General features: G+C 75.1%; 2 protein-coding genes. Both read right to left on the bottom strand.

Features of this window, described 5'->3' with window-relative positions; translation table 11 throughout:
* Positions 1–26: 26 nt before the first annotated feature.
* Entirely contained in the window at positions 27–5,255 is a 5,229-nt protein-coding gene (locus AB0B33_RS19960) for a type I polyketide synthase (protein WP_360773685.1), read from the bottom strand.
* Positions 5,256–5,279: 24 nt separating this feature from the next.
* Entirely contained in the window at positions 5,280–19,211 is a 13,932-nt protein-coding gene (locus AB0B33_RS19955) for a type I polyketide synthase (protein ID WP_360773682.1), read from the bottom strand.
* Between the last annotated feature and the right edge of the window lie 18 nt (positions 19,212–19,229).

The following is a 19,229-nucleotide window of genomic DNA, read 5'->3' as shown; positions in this document are numbered from 1 at the left end:
GGAAGGTGTGCCCCGGCGGGCGGGGGTCAGGGGGTGCGCAGCTCGTCGAGGACGCCGAACAGCTCGTCGTCCGTGGCCGCGTCGATGTCGGCGGCCGGGCCGGCTTCGGGTTCGGTGCTCCAGCGGGAGAGCAGTTCCTTGAGCCGCACCGTGATCGCCTCGCGGGCCTCGCCGGTGAACGGCGCCAGCACGGACTCGAGGCGGCCGAGTTCGGCGAGCGCGGGCGCGAGCGCCGGAGCGGTGTCCGTGCCGAGCCGCTCGGCGAGGAACCGGGCCAGCGCTGTCGCCGTCGGGTGGTCGAACACGAGCGTCGCGGGCAGCCGCGCGCCCGTCGCGGCCTGCAACCGGTTGCGCAGCTCGACCGCGGTGAGCGAGTCGAACCCGAGGTCGAGGAACCCGCGGCCCGGCTCGACCGCGCCCGGGCCGGCGTGCCCGAGGACCGCGGCCGCCTGCGCCCGTACGAGCGTGAGCAGCACCCGGTCCCGTTCCTCCGGCGCGAGCCCGGCCAGCTGACTGCGCAGCGAGGTGTCGACGGCCGCGGTCCGCCGCAGCGGCGCGCGGACCAGCCCCCGCAGCAACGGCGGCACGCCCTGGTCGCCGCGTACGCGCAGGTCGAGCTGCACCGGCACCACCACCGGCTCGCCGGACGCCAGCGCCAGGTCGAACGCCGCGAGTCCGTCCTCGGCGGTGAAGGCCCGGGACCCGGTGCGGCGCAACCGGTCCAAACCGGCCGAGCCGAGCGTGCCGGTCAGTTCGCTGGTGTCCGCCCACAGGCCCCAGGCGAGCGACTGCCCGGGCAGGCCCAGCGCCCGCCGGTGCCGGGCCAGCGCGTCGAGGTAGGCGTTGGCGGCGGCGTAGTTGCCCTGCCCCGGCGTGCCGAACGTGCCCGCGGCCGACGAGAACAGCACCAGGTGCGCGGCGGGAGCCAGCTCGTGGAGGTGCCACGCGGCGTCTGCTTTGGCCCGCAGCACGGCGTCGATCCGTTCCGGTGTCAGGGTTTCGACGACGCCGTCGTCCAGCGCACCCGCCGTGTGCACCACGGCGGCGAGGTCGGGCACGTCGTCGAGGACCGCCGCGAGCCGGGCCCGATCGGCGACGTCGCACGCGACGACGGTCACCTCGGCACCCAGCGCGGTCAAGCCGGAGACGACGTCCGCGGCGCCGGGGGCGGCGTACCCGCGCCGGCTCACCAGCACCAGCCGTTTCGTCCCGTTCCGCGCCAGGTGCCCGGCGACCAGCCGGCCGAGCGTCCCGGTGCCGCCGGTGATCAGCACGCTGCCGTCGAACGACGGCGGCTCGGCCGGTTCGGCGGCGACCGGCGCCAGGCGCGGCACGTAGATCTGTCCACTTCGGACCGACAGCTGGTTCTCGTCCGCGGGCAGCTCGGCGGGCACCGGGTCGCCCGGGTGCTCCAGGTCGAGCAGGACGAACCGGTCCGGGTGCTCGGCCTGCGCCGAACGCACCAGTCCCCAGACGGCCGCGGCGGCCGGATCGTCGCTGGTCGCCCCGGAGGTGACGAACACCAATCGCCGGTCACCGTCCAAATCGGACTGGATGCGGGCCAGCACCGCACCCAGCACTTCCCGGACGCCGCCCCGCGGAACCGGGACGAACTCGGCGTCCACCCGGGCACCGGGACCGCCGGGCACCCAGTCGACGCGGAACAGCGGACCGGACCGGCGCGCCGCCCGCACCTGGCCGGGTACGACGGGGCGCGAGGTGAGCGCGTCGATCACCGCGACCGGTGCCCCGGCTTCGTCGGCGACCTCGACGGTCAGCGTCTCCGTGCCGGACGGCGTGAGGCGCACGCGCAACGCCGTCGCGCCCGCCGCGTACAGCCGGACCCCGGCCCACGAGAACGGCAGCCGCCCGGTGCCTTCGGTGTTCAACGAGCCGAGCGCGACGGCGTGCAGGGCGGCGTCGAGCAACGCCGGGTGCACGCCGAACCGCGCGGCCTCGGCGTGGTGCTCGTGCGGCAGCGCCACCTCGGCGAAGACCTCGTCGCCACGCCGCCAGACGGCCCGCAGGCCCTGGAACACCGGCCCGTACGCGAACCCGCGGTCGGCCGCGCGCCCGTAGACGTCGTCGAGCGGCACCGGCTCGGCGTCCGCCGGCGGCCACAGCGCGAGCCCGGCCGCCGGGACGGCGCCACCCGGCGCGGCGAACCCGGCGGCGTGCCGCGTCCACTCACCGAGCAGGTCGTCCTCCGGCCGCGAGTGCAGCGTCAAGGATCGGCGGCCGTCGTCGCCGGCCGCGCCGACGGTGAGCCGGATCAGCACCGCGCCCTCGGGCGGCAGCACGAGCGGCGCTTCCAAGGCCAGCTCCTCCACCTCGGCGCACCCCGCTTCGGCCGCGGCGTGCCGGGCGAGTTCGACGAACGCCGTGCCCACGAGCAGGACCGTGCCGTGCACGGCGTGCTCGGCCAGCCACGGGTGGGAGCGCAGCGAAAGCCTTCCGGTGAACAGGAATCCGCCGTCGTCGGGCAGCTCGGCCGCCGCCCCGAGGAGCGGGTGCCCGGCGGAGGCCAGCCCCGCCGAGCCGAGGTCCGCGGCGGCCGCCGTGGCCGGGAGCCAGTAGTGCTCGCCTTCGAACGGGTAGGTGGGCAGCGGGACGGTGTTCGCGCCCTCGAACGCTGTGGCCCAGTCCGCGCGCACCCCGCGCACGAAGGCCTCGGCCATCGAGCGCAGCAGGCGCGGCCGGCCGCCGTCGTCACGGCGGAGCGAGCCGACCGCCACGATCTCGCGGCCCGCGTCCTCCGCCGTTTCCTGCACGGCCGTGGCCAGCACCGGGTGCGGGCTGCACTCGACGAACACGCCGTGGCCGTCGGCGAGCAGCTTGCGCGTGGCCTGCTCGAACTCGACGGTCTGGCGCAGGTTGCAGTACCAGTAGCCGGCGTCGAGCTGGGTCGGGTCGGCCGGGCGGCCGGTGACGGTCGAGTAGAACGGCAGCTCCCCCGCCCGCGGCCGCACCGGCGCGAGGACTTCGAGAAGCCGCTCTTCGATGGCTTCGACCTGCTCGGAGTGCGAGGCGTAGTCCACCGGGATCCGCCGGGCGCGGACGCCGTCGGCCTCGCACCCGGCCAGGAGCTTCTCGAGCGCGTCGGCCGGGCCGGACACGACCACGGACGCGGCCCCGTTGGCGGCGGCGATCGCCAGCCCGGTGCCTTCGATCCGGCCGGTCACCGCGGCGACCGGCTGCGCGACCGAGACCATCCCGCCCCCGCCTGCCAGGCGCAACAGCTCACGGCTGCGCACCGCGACGACCATGGCGGCGTCCTCGAGGGACAGTGCCCCGGCGACGCAGGCCGCCGCGATCTCCCCTTGGCTGTGCCCGATCACGGCCGCCGGTTCGACACCGTGGGCGCGCCACACCGCGGCCAGCGACACCATCACGGCCCACAGCGCGGGCTGCACGACGTCGACGCGCTGCAACGCGGCTTCGTCGGAGAGGACGTCGAAGAGCTTCCAGTCCACATGGGACTCCAAGGCTGCCGCACACTCGGCCATCCGGGCCGCGAACACCGGTTCGGCCGCCAGGAGTTCCTGCCCCATCCCGGCCCACTGCGAACCCTGACCGGGGAAGACGAACACGACCCCGCCCCCACCCGACGGCGTCCCCTCGACGACCGCCGGATCAGGCTCACCGGCGGCCAGCGCGGCCAGCCCGCGCCGCAGCTCGTCCCCGTACCCGAGGACGACGGCCCGGTGCTCCAGCACGGTCCGGGTGGTGGCCAGCGAAAACCCGACGTCCGCCGGCTCCCCCTCGACCGCACTGAGCTGCGCAGCCCGAGCCCGCAACGCGCTCTGCGTCTTGCCCGACAACACCCACGGCACCACCCCCGGCCCGCCGCGGCTCGAGGACACCGCAACTTCCGGCGCCTCCTCCAGGATCACGTGGGCGTTGGTGCCGCTCACCCCGAACGACGACACCGCCGCCCGCCGGGGCCGGTCCGCCGCCGGCCACTCCCGGGCCTCGGTGAGCAGCGAAACCTCACCCGACGCCCAGTCGATGTGCGGCGACGGCTCGTCGACGTGCAACGTCTTCGGCAGCTCCCCGTGCCGCAGCGCCTCGACCATCTTGAGGACACCCGCGACCCCGGACGCCGCCTGCGCGTGCCCGATGTTCGACTTGACGCTCCCCAGCCACAGCGGTGCCCCGGACCGGGACTGGCCGTACGTCGCCAGCAGCGCCTGCGCCTCGATCGGGTCGCCCAGCTCGGTGCCGGTGCCGTGCGCCTCGACGACGTCGATCTCGGCCGGTGTGAGGCGCGCGTCCGCGAGGGCCCGGCGGATCACGCGCCGCTGGGCGGGGCCGCTCGGGGCGGACAGGCCGTTGGACGCGCCGTCCTGGTTGATCGCGGAGCCGCGGAGGACCGCGAGCACGGTCCGGCCCTTCGCGACCGCGTCCGAAAGCCGCTCGAGCAGCACCACGCCCGCGCCCTCGGCCAGTCCCATGCCGTCGGCCGCCGCCGCGAACGCCTTGCAGCGCCCGTCCGGGGCGACCCCGCGCTGGCGGCTGAACTCGATCAGCACGGCCGGGGTCGACATGATCGTCACGCCGCCGGCCAGCGCCATCGTGCACTCGCCGCGCCGCAGCGCCTGCACGGCCAGGTGCAGCGCGACCAGCGACGACGAACACGCCGTGTCGACGGTGACGGCCGGCCCCTCCAGGCCGAGGGTGTAGGCGATCCGTCCGGAAAGGACACTGCCGGCCTTGCCGGTGACGAGGTGGCCTTCGACGCCTTCGGGCGCGGACTGCATCGCGCCGCCGTAGTCGGAGAACCCGCCGCCGACGAACACACCCGCCTGCTCGCCGCGCACCGACACCGGGTCGATGCCCGCGCTTTCGAACGCCTCCCAGCCGATCTCCAGGAGCAGCCGCTGCTGCGGGTCCATCGCGAGGGCCTCGCGCGGGCTGATCGAAAAGAAGCCCGCGTCGAACTTCCCCGCGTCGCGGTGGAAGCCGCCGCCGCGCGCGTACGTCGTGCCCTGGCTGTCGGGGTCGGGGTCGTAGAGCGCCTCGACGTCCCAGCCGCGCTCGGCGGGGAACTCGCCGACCGCGTCGCCGCCCTCGTGGACCAGCCGCCAGAGGTCGGCGGCCGAGCGGACGCCACCCGGGTACCGGCAGCCGGTGCCGACGATCGCGATCGGCTCGTGCGTCCGGTCTTCGAGGTCGGCCAGCCGCTTGCGGGTGTCGCGCAGGTCGGTGGTGGCCCAGCGGAGGTACTCCCGCAGCTTCTCTTCGGGGGTGTCCATCGTGGTGCTCCTAGGTGCGAAAGGTCAGGGGGTGCGCAGGCCGTCGAGGACGTCGAACAGCTCGTCGTCGGTCGCCGCACCGAGGTCGCGGTCCCCGGGCGCCGGTTCGGCGGTGGTCAGCCGGCTCAGCAGCGTCGTCAGCCGCAGCGCCAGCTCCGTGCGCGCCGGGCCGTCGGCGACACCGTCCGCGAGCGCCGCCTCCAGCCGGTCGAGCTCCGCCAGGCCCGTGCCCGCGTCGCCGGGCAGGAGCTCGGCGAGGACGTGCGCGGCGAGGGCCTGTGCGCTCGGGTGGTCGAAGACGAGCGTGGCGGGCAGCCGCAGCCCGGTGGCCGTCGCGAGCCGGTTGCGCAGGTCGACCGCGGTGAGCGAGTCGAACCCGAGCTCCTGGAACGCTTGGGCCGGGTCGAGCGCCGACGGCGAATCGTGCCCGAGCACGGTCGCCGCCATGCCCCGGACCAGCTCCAGCACGGTCCGTTGCCGCTCGACGACCGACATTGCCAGCAGCCGCTCCCGAAACGCTTCCATCGTCCCGATAGCGGCGGCGTCGGCCTCCGCTTCGGCGGCGAGGATGCGCCGGACGTCTTCGATCCCGCCGAGCAGCGGGCTCGGCCGCGCCGAGGTGAACGCGGCGGTGAACCGCGCCCAGTCGACGTCGGCGACCGCGACGAAGGTGTCGCCGAGGTCGAGCGCCCGCTGCATCCCGCGCATCCCGGCCGCCGTCGCCATCGGGGACAGGCCGTGCCACTCGGGGTTGAGGTCCATCAGGTCCTCGACCACGACGCCGTCGTCGAGGACGTGCCGGGCGTCCCACACGCCCCAGGCGATCGACGTCGCCGTGCCGCCGTCCGCCCGCCGCCGCTCGGCGAGCGCGTCGAGGTAGGCCGACCCCGCCGCGTAGGCGCCGTGGTCGCCGCTGCCCCACACCCCGGCGATCGAGGAGAAGAGCACGAAGGCGTCGAGGTCGCGGCCGGCGAAGAGTTCGTCGAGGTGCGCGGCCCCGGCGACCTTCGCCGCGAGGACGTCGGCGAACTCGTCCACAGTGGACTCGGCCAGCGCGGTGAGCCGGATCAGCGCGGCGGCGTGCACCACCGACCGGATCGGCCCGTGGTCGGCCTCGGTCTTCTCGACCAGCGTCGCCAGTGCGTCCCGGTCGGCGACGTCGCAGGCCGCGACGGTCACGCCGACCCCGGCCTCGGTGAGTTCCGCGGCCAGCTCGGCCATCCCGGTCGCCGCGCTGCCCCGGCGGCTGGTGAGCACCAGGTGCTCGGCGCCGTCCGCGGCGAGCTTGCGGGCGATCACCGGGCCGAGCGCGCCGGTCGCGCCGGTGACCAGGACGGTGCCGCGCGGCCGCCACGGCGCGGGCGCGGTGGCCGGCTTGGCCGCGCGGACCAGCCGCCTGCCGAAGACGCCGTCGGCGCGGACGGCGACCTGGTCTTCCGGACCGGCGCCGGTGATGGTGGCGAGGCAGCGCCCGAGAGCGGCGTCGTCCGCGTCGGCGGGCAGGTCGACCAGACCGCCCCAGCGCTGCGGCTGTTCGAGGCCGAGCACGCGCCCGAAACCCCAGGTCTGGGCCTGCACCGGGTCCGGCGGGAGGTCCGCCGTCGTGACGCGCACGGCACCGCGGGTCACGCACCACAGCGGTGCGGTGATCCCGGCTTCGGTCAGCTTCTGGGACAGCACGAGGTTCGCGACGAGCCCCGCCGTGACGCCGGGCCGCAGTTCGGAGCGGTCGGCGGCGAGCAGCGAGACGACGCCGGTGAACTCGCCGGCGAGTTCTCCGTCCGGCCCGGCGACCACGACTTCGTGGCCGTGGCGGGTGAATTCCGCGAGGAGCGGGTCGCCGCCGTCCGCGGTGACGACCAGCCAGCGGCCCGGCTCGCCCGCGACCGGTTCGGCGGCCGGCTCCCACTCGACGGTGTAGCGCATCGAGTCCACAGCGGACTCTTCGGCGCGGTCGGCCCGCCAGCGCGCCAGCGCGGGCAGCACCGACGCCACCGCTTCGGAGTCGGCGCCGAGGACCGCGGCCAGCCCGGCCGGGTCGCCCGCGTCCACCGCGGACCAGAATCCGGCGTCTTCCGCCTTCGCCGCCGCGGGCAGCTGGAAGTCCAGCCAGAACCGCTGGTGCTGGAACGGGTACACCGGCAGCTCGACGCGCCCGGCCCCGGGGAAGACCCCGGCCCAGTCGACCGGCACCCCCTGGACGTACAACTCGCCGGCGGACAGCAGGACCCGGTCGGCGCCGCCGGCGTCCCGCCGGAGGGTGCCACCGGTGACGACCGGACGTTCGGCGCGCTCGGCCGTCCCGCCGATCGCCATCGTCAGCACCGGGTGCGGGCTGCACTCGACGAACACGTCGTGCCCGGACTCCAGCAGCGCTTGCGTGGCCTGCTCGAACTCCACGGTCTGACGCAGGTTGCGGTACCAGTAGGACGCGTCGAGCGTGGCGGTGTCGACCGGCTCGCCGGTCACCGTCGAGCAGAACGGCACCCGGCCGGGCACCGGGCGCACCGGGGCCAGCAGCCCGGCCAGCCGGTCCTCGATGCGGGACACGTGGGCCGAGTGCGAGGCGTAGTCCACCGGGATCCGCCGGACGCGCACCCCGTCGGCGGCGCAGGTGTCGTGGAAGCGGGTCAGCTCGGCCGCACCTCCGGACACCACGACCGCACCGGGCCCGTTCACCGCCGCGACCGAGAGGTCCGCGTAGTCCGCCAGCCGGGCACGCACGGCGTCGGCGCCGAGCGCGACCGAGACCATCCCGCCCCGGCCGGCGATCTCACGGATGGCCTGGCTGCGCAGGGCGACCACCCGGGCACCGTCCTCGAGGGACAGTCCCCCGGCGACCACGGCCGCGGCGATCTCGCCCTGGCTGTGCCCGAGCACGGCGTCGGGCCGGACGCCGAGCGACTCCCAGACGGCGGCGAGCGACACGAGGATCGCCCACAGCACCGGCTGCACGACGTCCACCTGCTCGATCGGCTCGCCCGCCTGGACGACGTCGAGCACCGGGAAGTCCACATAGGACGTCAGCGCGGCCGCGCACTCGGCCATCCGCGCGGCGAACACCGGGGAGGCGTCCAGCAGTTCCGCGGCCATGCCGGTCCACTGCGAACCCTGGCCGGGGAAGACGAACACGACCTTGCCGGGTGTCCCGGCCACGCCTTCCGCGACGCCGGGCCCGGTCAGCTTCCCCAGCCGGTCCCGCAGTTCGGCGACGTCCCGGCCCACGACGACAGCCCGGTGCGCGAACTCGGACCGCGTGGTCGCCAGCGAGAACCCGACGTCAGCCGGGTGCGCGGCGTCCACTCGCGACAGCAGGTTGGTGGCCTGTTCCCGCAACGCATCGGCGGTGCGAGCCGAGAGCACCCACGGGACCGCGGGCGGCGTCACGGGCTCGGCCGGCGTCGTTCCGGGCGCCTGCTCCAGGATCAGGTGCGCATTGGTACCGCTGACGCCGAAGGAGGAAACCCCGGCGCGGCGCGGCTTGTCGCCCGGTTCCCACGGCCGCGGCTCGGTGAGCAGCTCGACCGAGCCCGCCGTCCAGTCGATGTGGGTCGAGCGCTCGGCGGCGTGCAGCGTGCGCGGCAGGACGCCGTGGCGCAGGGCCATGACCATCTTGATCACGCCCGCGACCCCGGAAGCGGCCTGCGTGTGCCCGATGTTCGACTTGACACTGCCCAGCCACAACGGCTCGGCACGGTCCTGGCCGTAGGTGGCCAGCAGGGCCTGCGCCTCGATCGGGTCACCCAGCGACGTACCGGTGCCGTGCGCTTCGACGGCGTCCACATCGGACGGCTGCAGCCCGGCGACACTGAGCGCCTGCCGGATCACCCGTTGCTGCGACGGGCCGTTCGGCGCGGTGAGACCGTTCGACGCGCCGTCGGAGTTGACCGCCGAACCGCGGATGACGGCGAGCACCGGGTGGCCGTTGCGCTGGGCGTCGGAAAGCCGTTCCAGGACGACCATGCCGATGCCCTCGGCCATACCCATCCCGTCCGCGTCGGCGGAGAACGCCTTGCAGCGGCCGTCCTTCGCGAGCCCGCGCTGACGGCTGAACAGCACGAACGGCGCCGGCGACGCCATCACGGTCACGCCGCCGGCGATCGCCAGCTCGCTTTCCCCGCTGCGCAGCGACTGCCCGGCCATGTGCAGCGCGACCAGCGACGACGAGCACGCCGTGTCGAGCGTGACGGCCGGGCCTTCGGTGCCGTAGGTGTAGGCGAGCCGGCCGGCGGTGACGCTCATCGAGGTGCCGGTGAGCAGGTGCCCTTCGGTGCCTTCCGGCGGTTCGGCCAGGTTGGCGCCGTAGGACGACGTGCTCGCGCCGACGAAGACGCCGGTCCGGCTGCCGCGCAGGGTGGCCGGGGTGATGCCGGCGCTTTCGAACGCCTCCCACGACGTCTCCAGGAGCAGCCGCTGCTGCGGGTCCATCGCAAGGGCTTCGCGGGGGCTGATCCCGAAGAACGCGGGGTCGAAGTCCGCGACGCCGTCGAGGAAACCGCCTTCCCGCACATACGTCTTGCCGGGGGCGTCCGGGTCCGGGTCGAAGAGGCCGCCGAGGTCCCAGCCGCGGTCGGCGGGGAACCCGGAGATGCCCTCGCCGCCCGTGTCGAGCATCCGCCACAGGTCGTCGGGCGAGCCGACGCCCCCGGGGAACCGGCAGCTCATGGCGACGATCGCGATGGGCTCGTCGGTCCTCGCCGTGGTGACGGAGGCGGCGGTCTCCTGCTCGCCGCCGAGGTGCCGGGCCAGCGCTTCGGGGTTCGGGTAGTCGAAAACGAGCGTCGCGGGCAGCCGCCGTCCGGTGGCCGCCTGGAGGCGGTTGCGCAGCTCGATGGCGGTGACCGAGTCGAAGCCGAGGTCGCGGAACGCCCGGTCGGCGTCGACGTCGGCGCCGGAGTCGTAGCCGAGCACGGCCGCGACCTGCGCGCGGACGACCCCGAGGAAGTCGGTCGCCGCTTCCGGGGCGGCCTCGGCGACGAGCCGCCGGACCTCGGGGATCTCGCGGAACAGCGGGCTCGGCGTCCCGGACACGGCGACGACGCGGGCCCAGTCGATGTCGACGACGACCGCGCTGGTCTCGTCGTGGTCGAGCACGCGCTGCAGGGCCGCGATCGCCAGGTCGGGGTCCATCGCGGGGACGCCGCGAGAGAGCATGCGCTCCTCGACGGCGCCGGTGGCCATGCCGCCCGCGGCCCAGTGCCCCCAGACGACGGCGGTCGCGGGCAGCCCTTCGGCCCGCCGCCGGCGCGCGAGGGCGTCGACGAAGGCGTTGCCGGGGGCGTAGTTGCCCTGGCCCGCGGCGCCGAACATGCCGCCGAAGGAGGAGAACAGCACGAACGCGTCGAGGTCGTGGGTCAGCTCGTGGAGGTTGACCGCGGCTTCGGCCTTGACCCGCAGGACGTGCTCGACCTGCTCGAGGGTGAGCTGCTCGAGGAGCGCGTCGTCGAGCGCGGCGGCGGTGTGCACGACGGCGGTCAGCCCGGCGCCGTCCAGCAGCGCCGCGAGCGCCTCGCGGTCGGCTAGGTCCACAGTGGACACGCTGACGCGGCAGAGTTGTTCCAGTTCGGCCACCAGCTCGGGAGCGCCGGGCGCGTCGAGACCCCGGCGTCCGGTGAGGATGACGTGCTCGGCCCCGCCGCGGGCGAGCCACCGGGCGACGTGCGCGCCGAGGGCCCCGGTGCCGCCGGTGACGAGCACGGTTCCCCGGGGCCGCCACGCCTTCGCGGTGCCACCGCCGGTGGCGTGCGCCAGCCGCCGGGCGAGCACACCGGAGGCCCGGACCGCGAGCTGGTCTTCGCCGCCCGGCGCCGCCAGCACGGCGGCGACCTGGTCGGCGACGTCCCCCGTGGCGGGCAGGTCGATCAGGCCACCCCAGCGCGCGGGGTGCTCCTGGCCGACGACCGGGCCGAGGCCCCAGACGAGGGCCTGCTCGGGATCTTCGACGGGGTCGGCCGGGCCGGTGCTCAGCGCACCCCGGGTGAGGACCCAGAGCGGTGCTTCGACACCCGCGTCCCCGAGTGCCTGGACGAGGGTGACGGTGGCGGCGTGCGCCAGCGGGACGGCCGGGTACGCCGGGTGCCGGCCGGGTGCGGCGGCGAGCAGCGAGACGACGCCGTCGACGTCCTCGTGTCCGGCCAGCAGCGCGGCCAGCGCCGGGCGGTCGGCGGCCGGGTCGACGGGCAGCCGGGTGACCTCCGCCCCGCGCGCGGTGAGCGAGGCCTCGAGTGAATCGGTGCCGCCTTCGGGAACCACGAGCAGCCAGCGGCCGCTCAGCTGGGCCGCGGCGGGCTTCAGCGGCCGCCAGGTGACGCGGTAGCGCCAGCCATCCACAGTGGACTTGTCCTGGCTGCGCCGCCGCCAGGACGACAGGGCCGGCAGCACCGAGTCCAGGGCCGCACGCTGTTCCTCGTCGACGCCGAGTGCGCCCAGGTCCGCGCGCTCGAGCGCGTCCCAGAACCGGTCGTCGACCGGGTTCGCCGTGCGCGGTTCCGGGTCGCTCGGCCAGAACCGCCGGTGCCGGAACGGATACGTGGGCAGCTCGACCCGGGCCGCGCCGGTCCCGCGGAACGCCACCGTCCAGTCGACCGGGACACCGGCCACGAACGCCTCCGCCAGGGATCGGGCGAGCCGGTCGACACCGCCGTCGTCCCGGCGCAGGGTGCCGGTGGCCACCACCTCACGAGCGTCGGCCGTCTCCTCGACGCCCGCCGTCAGCACCGGGTGCGCGCTGCACTCGACGAACGCCGTGTGCCCTGATTCCAGCAACCCGCCGATGGCCTGGTCGAACCGCACGGGTTCGCGCAGGTTGCGGTACCAGTAGGCCGCGTCCAGCCCGGCGGTGTCCAGCACTTCCCCGGTCACCGCGGACACGAACGGAATCCGCCCGGACCGGGGCGTCACCTCGGCCAGTACCGAAGCCAGCTCGTCGGCCAGCAGCTCGACCTGCGCCGAGTGCGACGCGTAGTCGACGGCGATCCGCCGCGCCCGCACGTCCACCGAAGCCAGCAGTTCATCGAGCGCGGCGGCCTCACCGGACACCACGACTGACGACGGACCGTTCACCGCCGCCACCGAGATCCGCCCGTCCCACGGCGCGATCAGCTCCCGGGCCCGCTCGACCGGCGCGGCCAGCGACACCATGCCACCCAGGCCCGACAGCCGCAGGATCGCCTTGCTCCGCAGCGCGACCACACGAGCACCGTCCTCAAGAGACAGTCCACCCGCGACCACCGCAGCCGCGATCTCGCCCTGTGAGTGCCCGACGACCGCGTCAGGCTCGACGCCGTACGACCGCCAGACCTCGGCCAGAGAGACCATCACGGCCCACAGCACCGGCTGCACGACGTCGACCCGCTCCAGATCACCGTCGAGCGCGTCCAGGAGCTTCCAGTCCACAAAGGGCTCCAGCGCCGCCGCGCACTCGGCCATCCGCGCCGCGAACACCGGCGACGAACCGATCAGCTCCCGGCCCATCCCGGACCACTGGGAACCTTGCCCCGGGAACACGAACACCACCCGGCGCCCCGGCCGGGCCACCCCGGTGATCGCGTCGCCGTCGAGGACGACCGTGCGGTGCTCGAACAGTGCCCGGGTGGTGACCAGCGAGAACCCGACGTCCAGCAGATCGCCGCTCAGCGAACCCACCTGAGCTTGCAGAGCCTCCGCGCTCCGGGCCGAGAACACCCACGGCACCACCGGCGGCACCACCCGCTCGACCGCGGCCGGCTCCACCGCGGGAGCCGCTTCGAGGATCACGTGCGCGTTGGTCCCGCTGATCCCGAACGACGAGACCGCCGCCCGTCGCGGCCGGCCCGTCGACGGCCACGGCTCGGGCGCCGAAAGCAGCCGGATCGCGCCGGACGACCAGTCCACGTGCGGGGTCGGCGTCGCGGCGTGCAGGGTGCGCGGCACGGTGTCGTGGCCGAGCGCGAGCACCATCTTGACGACGCCGGCGACCCCGGCGGCGGCCTGCGCGTGCCCGATGTTCGACTTCACCGAGCCGAGCAGCAACGGGTGCGCGCGGTCCTGGCCGTAGGTCGCCAGCAGCGCGTCCGCTTCGATCGGGTCGCCCAGCGACGTCCCGGTCCCGTGCGCCTCGACGACGTCCACATCGGACGGCCGCAGCCCGGCGTTCGCCAGCGCGGCGCGGATCACCCGCTGCTGCGACGGGCCGTTGGGCGCGGTGAGGCCGTTGGACGCGCCGTCGGAGTTCACCGCGGTCCCGCGGACCACGGCGAGCACGGGGTGCCCGAGCCGCCGCGCGTCGGAAAGCCGTTCCACCAGGAGCATGCCGACGCCTTCGGCCCAGCCGGCGCCGTCCGCGTCGGCCGAGAACGCCTTGCAGCGCCCGTCGCGCGAAAGTCCGCGCTGGTGCGAAAACTCGACGAACGTGCCGGGGGTGGCCATCACCGTCGCGCCGCCCGCCAGCGCCATCGTGCACTCGCCCGAGCGCAGCGACTGGACGGCCAGGTGCAGGCCGACCAGCGACGACGAGCACGCCGTGTCGACCGTGACCGCCGGGCCTTCGAGGCCGAACGTGTAGGCGATCCGGCCCGAGGCGACGCTGCCGGAGTTGCCCACGCCGAGGAAGCCCTCGACGTCGTCCGGGCCGTCGGACAGGCGGGGGCCGTAGTCGTGGTACATCAGCCCGGCGAACACGCCGGTCCGGCTGCCGCGCAGCGTGCCGGGGTCGAGGCCGGCCCGCTCGAACGCCTCCCACGCCGCTTCCAGCAGCAGGCGGTGCTGCGGGTCCATGGCGAGGGCTTCCCGCGGCGAGATGCCGAAGAAGCCGGGGTCGAAGTCCGCGGCGCCGTCGAGGAACCCACCCGCGCGGACGTAGGTCTTGCCGGGCTTCGGCTCGGGGTCGTAGAGCCCTTCGACGTCCCAGCCGCGGTCTGCCGGGAACTCGCCGACGGCGTCGACGCCGTCGTCCAGCAGCCGCCAGAGGTCTTCCGGCGAGGTGACCCCGCCCGGGAACCGGCAGCTCATCCCGACGATCGCGATCGGCTCGTCCGACGCGGCCACCGTCGCCGTCTCCCGGGTGGCCGAGGCCCCGCCGAGTTCGGTCCGCAGGAACGCGGCGAGCGCGACCGGCGTCGGGTGGTCGAACACGAGCGCGGCGGGCAGCCGCAGCCCGGTCGCGGCCGAGAGCCGGTTGCGCAGCTCGACTGCGGTCAGCGAGTCGAACCCCAGGTCCCGGAACGCCATCGAGACGTCCACAGTGGACACTTCGGCGTGGCCGAGCACCACGGCGACCTGCGTGCGGACGATCTCGGTCAGCAGACGCTCGCGCCCGGCTTCGTCGAGCCCGGCCAGCCTCGACCGCAGGCCGGGATCGACCGCGGCCGCGCGGGCCGGGACCAGCTTGCGCAGCACCGGCGGCACCGGCTGGTCGCGCAGCGCGGCGACGTTCAGCTTCACCGGCACGAGCACGGCGTCGGCCAGCGTGCGGGCGGTGTCGAACAGCGCGAGGCCCTGCTCGTCGGCCAGCGGCGGGAAGCCGGCGCGGGTCATCCGCCGCCGGTCGAGGTCGGTCATCGCGCCGGTCATGCCGCCGCTGCGCGCCCACAGGCCCCAGGCCAGCGACTGCGCGCCCGGCCGTCGCCGCGCGAGGGCGTCGAGGACCGCGTTCGCGGCGGCGTAGGCGGCCTGCCCGGCGCTGCCGAGCGTGCCGGTCGCGGAGGAGAACAGCACGAACGTCGGGGCGTCGGTGAGTTCGTCCAGGACCAGCGCGGCATCCACCTTGGGCCGCAGCACCTTCTCGAAGTCCTCGGTGGTCAGCGACTCGACGACGCCGTCGGCGAGCGCACCCGCGGCGTGCACGACGGCGGTGACCTGCTCGTCTTCGAGGACCGCGGCGAGCTGCGCGCGGTCGGCGACGTCGCACCCGACGACGCGGACGTCCGCGTCGAGGTCGGCGAGGCCGGGGTGGGGCGCACCGGTGCGGCTGGTCAGCAGCAGGTGGCGGGCGCCGTACTCGGTGACGAGGTGCCGGGCCAGCAGCGAGCCGAGCGCGCCGGTGCCGCCGGTGATCAGGACCGTGCCGCTGACGTCGAACGCGGGCGCGGCCTCGGCGTCCGGCTGCTCGGCGCGGGCCAGCCGCGGTACGAGCACGACGCCGTCGCGCAGGACCGCTTCGGGCTCCTCCCCCGCGGCGAGCACGGCGAGGAGCGGGGTGAGGTCGTCGGTGTCGGTGTCCGCGAGCAGGAACCGGCCGGGGTGCTCGGCGCGGACCGAACGGACCAGGCCCCAGACGGCGGCGGCCGCGGGGTCTTCGCCGGTGGTCGCGCCCCGGGTGACGAACACCAGGCGGCCGTCGCCGTCCAGGTGGTCCTGGATCACCTGGAGCGCCTCGGCCAGGACGCGCCGGACGCTCCCGCCGACGTCGGCCGGATCGCCGGCGACGGGCACCAGCGTCAAGTCGGTGTCCACATCGGACGGCACCGTGACCGGTGTCCACTCCGGACGGAACAGCGAGTCGGTGACGAGCTGCTGCGCGGCGAGCGGCCGCAGGACCAGCGACGACACGGTGGCCACGGCGACCCCGGCGCCGTCGGCGATGTCGAGCGCGACGGCGTCGTCGCCGGCCGGCCGGATGCGGACGCGCAGGGTGGCCGGGCCGCCCGCGTGCAGGACCGCGCCGGACCACGCGAACGGCATCACGGCCCGCTCGCCGCCGCCGAGGGCCGCGGCTTGCAGGGCCGCGTCGAGCAGCGCCGGGTGCAGGCCGAACCGGGCCGCCTCGGGGGCGAGGTCCGCCGGGAGCGCGACTTCGGCGTAGAGCTCCTCGCCGAGCTGCCAGGCCGCGCGCAGCCCGCGGAACGCCGGGCCGTAGGCGAAGCCCTGGGCGGCGAACCGGTCGTGGAGGCCGTCGACGTCGAGGGCGTCGGCGCCGGTCGGAGGCCAGGTCAGCAGGTCCGTGCCCGCCGGCTCGGGGCCGCCGAGCACGCCGCTCGCGTGCCGGGTCCAGCCGTCGTCGCCGTCCCGGCTGAACACGCCGACCGGGCGGCGTCCGGTGCCGTCGGGCGCGCCGACCGAGACCTGGACCTCGAGGGCGCCCTGCTCGGGCAGCACCAGCGGGGTCTCCAGGACGAGGTCCTCGACGACCCGGGTGCCGGTCTCCTGCGCGGCGCGCGCGGCGAGTTCGAGCATCGCCGTGCCGGGCAGCACGACCGAACCGCGGACGACGTGGTCGGCCAGCCACGGGTGCGACTTCGGCGAAAGCCGGCCGGTGAACAGGTAGCCGTCGCCGTCGGCGAGCGCGACGACCGCGCCGAGCAGCGGGTGCCCGGCCGAACCGAGCCCAGCGAGGTCACCGGTGACGGCCGGGGCGTCGAGCCAGAACGGCGTCCGCTGGAACGGGTAGGTCGGCAGTTCGACGCCGGTCGCGTCGACGCCGTCGAACTCGCGGGCCCAGTCGACGGCGACGCCGTGGCCGAAGGCGGTGCCGAGCGAGGTGAGCAGCCGGGCGCGGCCGCCGTCGCCGCGGCGGAGGGTGCCGACCGCGGCGTCGTCGAGGCCGGGGACGAGCACCGGGTGCGGGCTGCACTCGACGAACACGGGCTTGCCGCCGAAGCCGCGCACGGCCCGGTCGAAGTGGACGGTCTGGCGCAGGTTGCGGTACCAGTACGCGGCGTCGAGCGCGGCGGTGTCGAGCAGGTCGCCGGTGACGGTGGAGTGGAACGGGACGTCACCGGCGACCGGGCGGATCGGGGCCAGCGCTTCGAGGAGCTCGGCTTCGATGCTCTCGACGTGGGCGGAGTGGGACGCGTAGTCGACGGCGATCCGCTTGGCCGGGACGTCCTGGGCCAGCAGTTCGTCGAGAGCGGCGGCGTCGCCGGAGACGACGACCGAGGACGGCCCGTTGACGGCAGCGATCGACAGCCGCTCACCCCACGGCGCGATCAGCTCTTCCGCGCGTGCCACGGGAACGGTGAGCGAAACCATGCCACCGCGGCCGGACAGCCGCAGGATCGCCTTGCTCCGCAGCGCGACCACGCGCGCGCCGTCCTCAAGCGACAGTCCACCCGCGACGACGGCGGCGGCGATCTCACCTTGGGAGTGCCCGATCACGGCGGCGGGCTCGACACCGTGGGAGCGCCAGACTTCGGCGAGCGACACCATGACGGCCCAGAGCGCCGGCTGCACGACGTCGACGCGCTGGAGGTCGCCGTCGAGGACGTCGAGCAGGTCCCAGTCCACGAAGGGCTTCAGCGCGGCCGCGCATTCGGCCAGCCGCGCGGCGAACACCGGTTCGGTCGCCAGGAGTTCCTGTCCCATCCCGGCCCACTGCGAACCCTGTCCGGGGAAGACGAACACGGCCCGGCGTGTCCCTCGCGCGGCTTCGGCGCCGACACCCTGCTCGGCCAGCGCGGTCAGCCCGGCCCGTAGATCCCCGGCGACGACGGCCCGGTGCTCGTACACCTGCCGCGTCCGCACGAGCGCGGCCCCGACGGCGGCTGGGTCACCGTCCACAAGTGACAGCAGGTTCCGGGCCTGGTCACGCAACGCCGGCTCACTGCGAGCCGAAAGGACCCACGGCACCACCGGATCCGCCACGGCGGGGGCGGGCTCGGGTCGCGGCCGGGCTTCGAGGATGACGTGGGCGTTCGTGCCGCTCACGCCGAACGACGAGACGCCCGCCCGCCGGACGTCGGTCTCCGGCCATTCCACCGGCTCGGTGAGCAGCTCGACCGCACCGGACGCCCAGTCGACGTGCGGCGAAGGCGCGTCGACGTGCAACGTGCGAGGCAGCACGCCGTGGCGCATCGCCTGGATCATCTTGATCATCCCGCCGACCCCGGCGGCGGCCTGCGTGTGCCCGATGTTGGACTTCAGCGACCCCAGCCACAGCGGCCGCTCCCGGTCCTGCCCGTACGTCGCCAGCAGCGCCTCGGCTTCGATCGGGTCACCCAGGGAAGTTCCGGTGCCGTGCGCTTCGACGGCGTCCACTTCGGACGCGGTCAGCCCCGCGTTGGCCAGCGCCGCGCGGATCACGCGCTGCTGGGCGAGACCGTTGGGCGCGGTCATGCCGTTGGACGCGCCGTCGGAGTTCACCGCGGTGCCGCGCACCACCGCGAGGATCGGGTGGCCGAGGCGCTCGGCGTCGGAAAGCCGTTCCAGGAGCAGGACTCCGGCGCCCTCGGCCCAGCTGGTGCCGTCGGCGGCGGCCGCGAACGCCTTGCAGCGGCCGTCCGGGGCCAGCGCCCGCTGCCGGCTGAACTCGATCAGCGCGGACGGCGTCGCCATCACGGCAACGCCCCCGGCGAGCGCGAGGCTGCAGTCGCCCTGGCGCAGGGCCTGCGCGGCCAGGTGGACGGCGACCAGCGACGACGAGCACGCCGTGTCGACGGTGACCGCCGGCCCTTCGAGCCCGAAGGTGTAGGCGAGCCGCCCGGACGCGACGCTGCCCGCGCTGCCGTTGCCGAGCAGGCCCTCGAAGCCCTCCGGGACCTGGTACATCCGGCCCGCGTAGTCGTTGTACATCACCCCGGCGAACACGCCGGTGCGGCTGCCGCGCACCGCGTCCGTGGTCAGCCCGGCCCGCTCGAACGCCTCGTGCGACACCTCCAGCAGGAGCCGCTGCTGCGGGTCGATGGCGAGGGCGTCACGCGGGCTGATGCCGAAGAACGCCGGGTCGAAGTGGTCGGCGTCGTGCAGGAAGCCGCCTTCGCGGGTGTAGACCTTGCCCGGCTCGTCCGGGTCCGGGTCGTAGAGCCCTTCGAGGTCCCAGCCGCGGCGGGCCGGGAAGCCGGTGACGGCGTCGCCGCCGCGGGCGACGAGGTCCCACAGTGCTTCGGGGGACCCGGCGCCGCCGGGGTAGCGGCAGCTCATCCCGATGACGGCGATCGGTTCGCCCGCCGCCGCTTCGAGCCGTCGGTTGACTTCCCGCAGCCGGTCGCTCTCCTTGAGCGACGCGCGCAGGGCTTCGACGATCTTGTCCGGTGCTGTGGCCATGGTGGTCGGTCTCCGCGG

Origin of the sequence: Amycolatopsis sp. NPDC049159 (assembly GCF_040648295.1) — a bacterium.
GTDB classification, from domain to species: domain Bacteria; phylum Actinomycetota; class Actinomycetes; order Mycobacteriales; family Pseudonocardiaceae; genus Amycolatopsis; species Amycolatopsis pretoriensis_A.
The sequence above is the reverse complement of the archived record's forward strand: the minus strand, read 5'-3'. Positions and strand labels throughout refer to the sequence as shown.

Coding starts and splice junctions, on each gene's coding strand:
- AB0B33_RS19960 (WP_360773685.1), bottom strand. CDS start 5,255: ATGGACACCCCCGAAGAGAAGCTGCGGGAGTACCTCCGCTGGGCCACC.
- AB0B33_RS19955 (WP_360773682.1), bottom strand. CDS start 19,211: ATGGCCACAGCACCGGACAAGATCGTCGAAGCCCTGCGCGCGTCGCTC.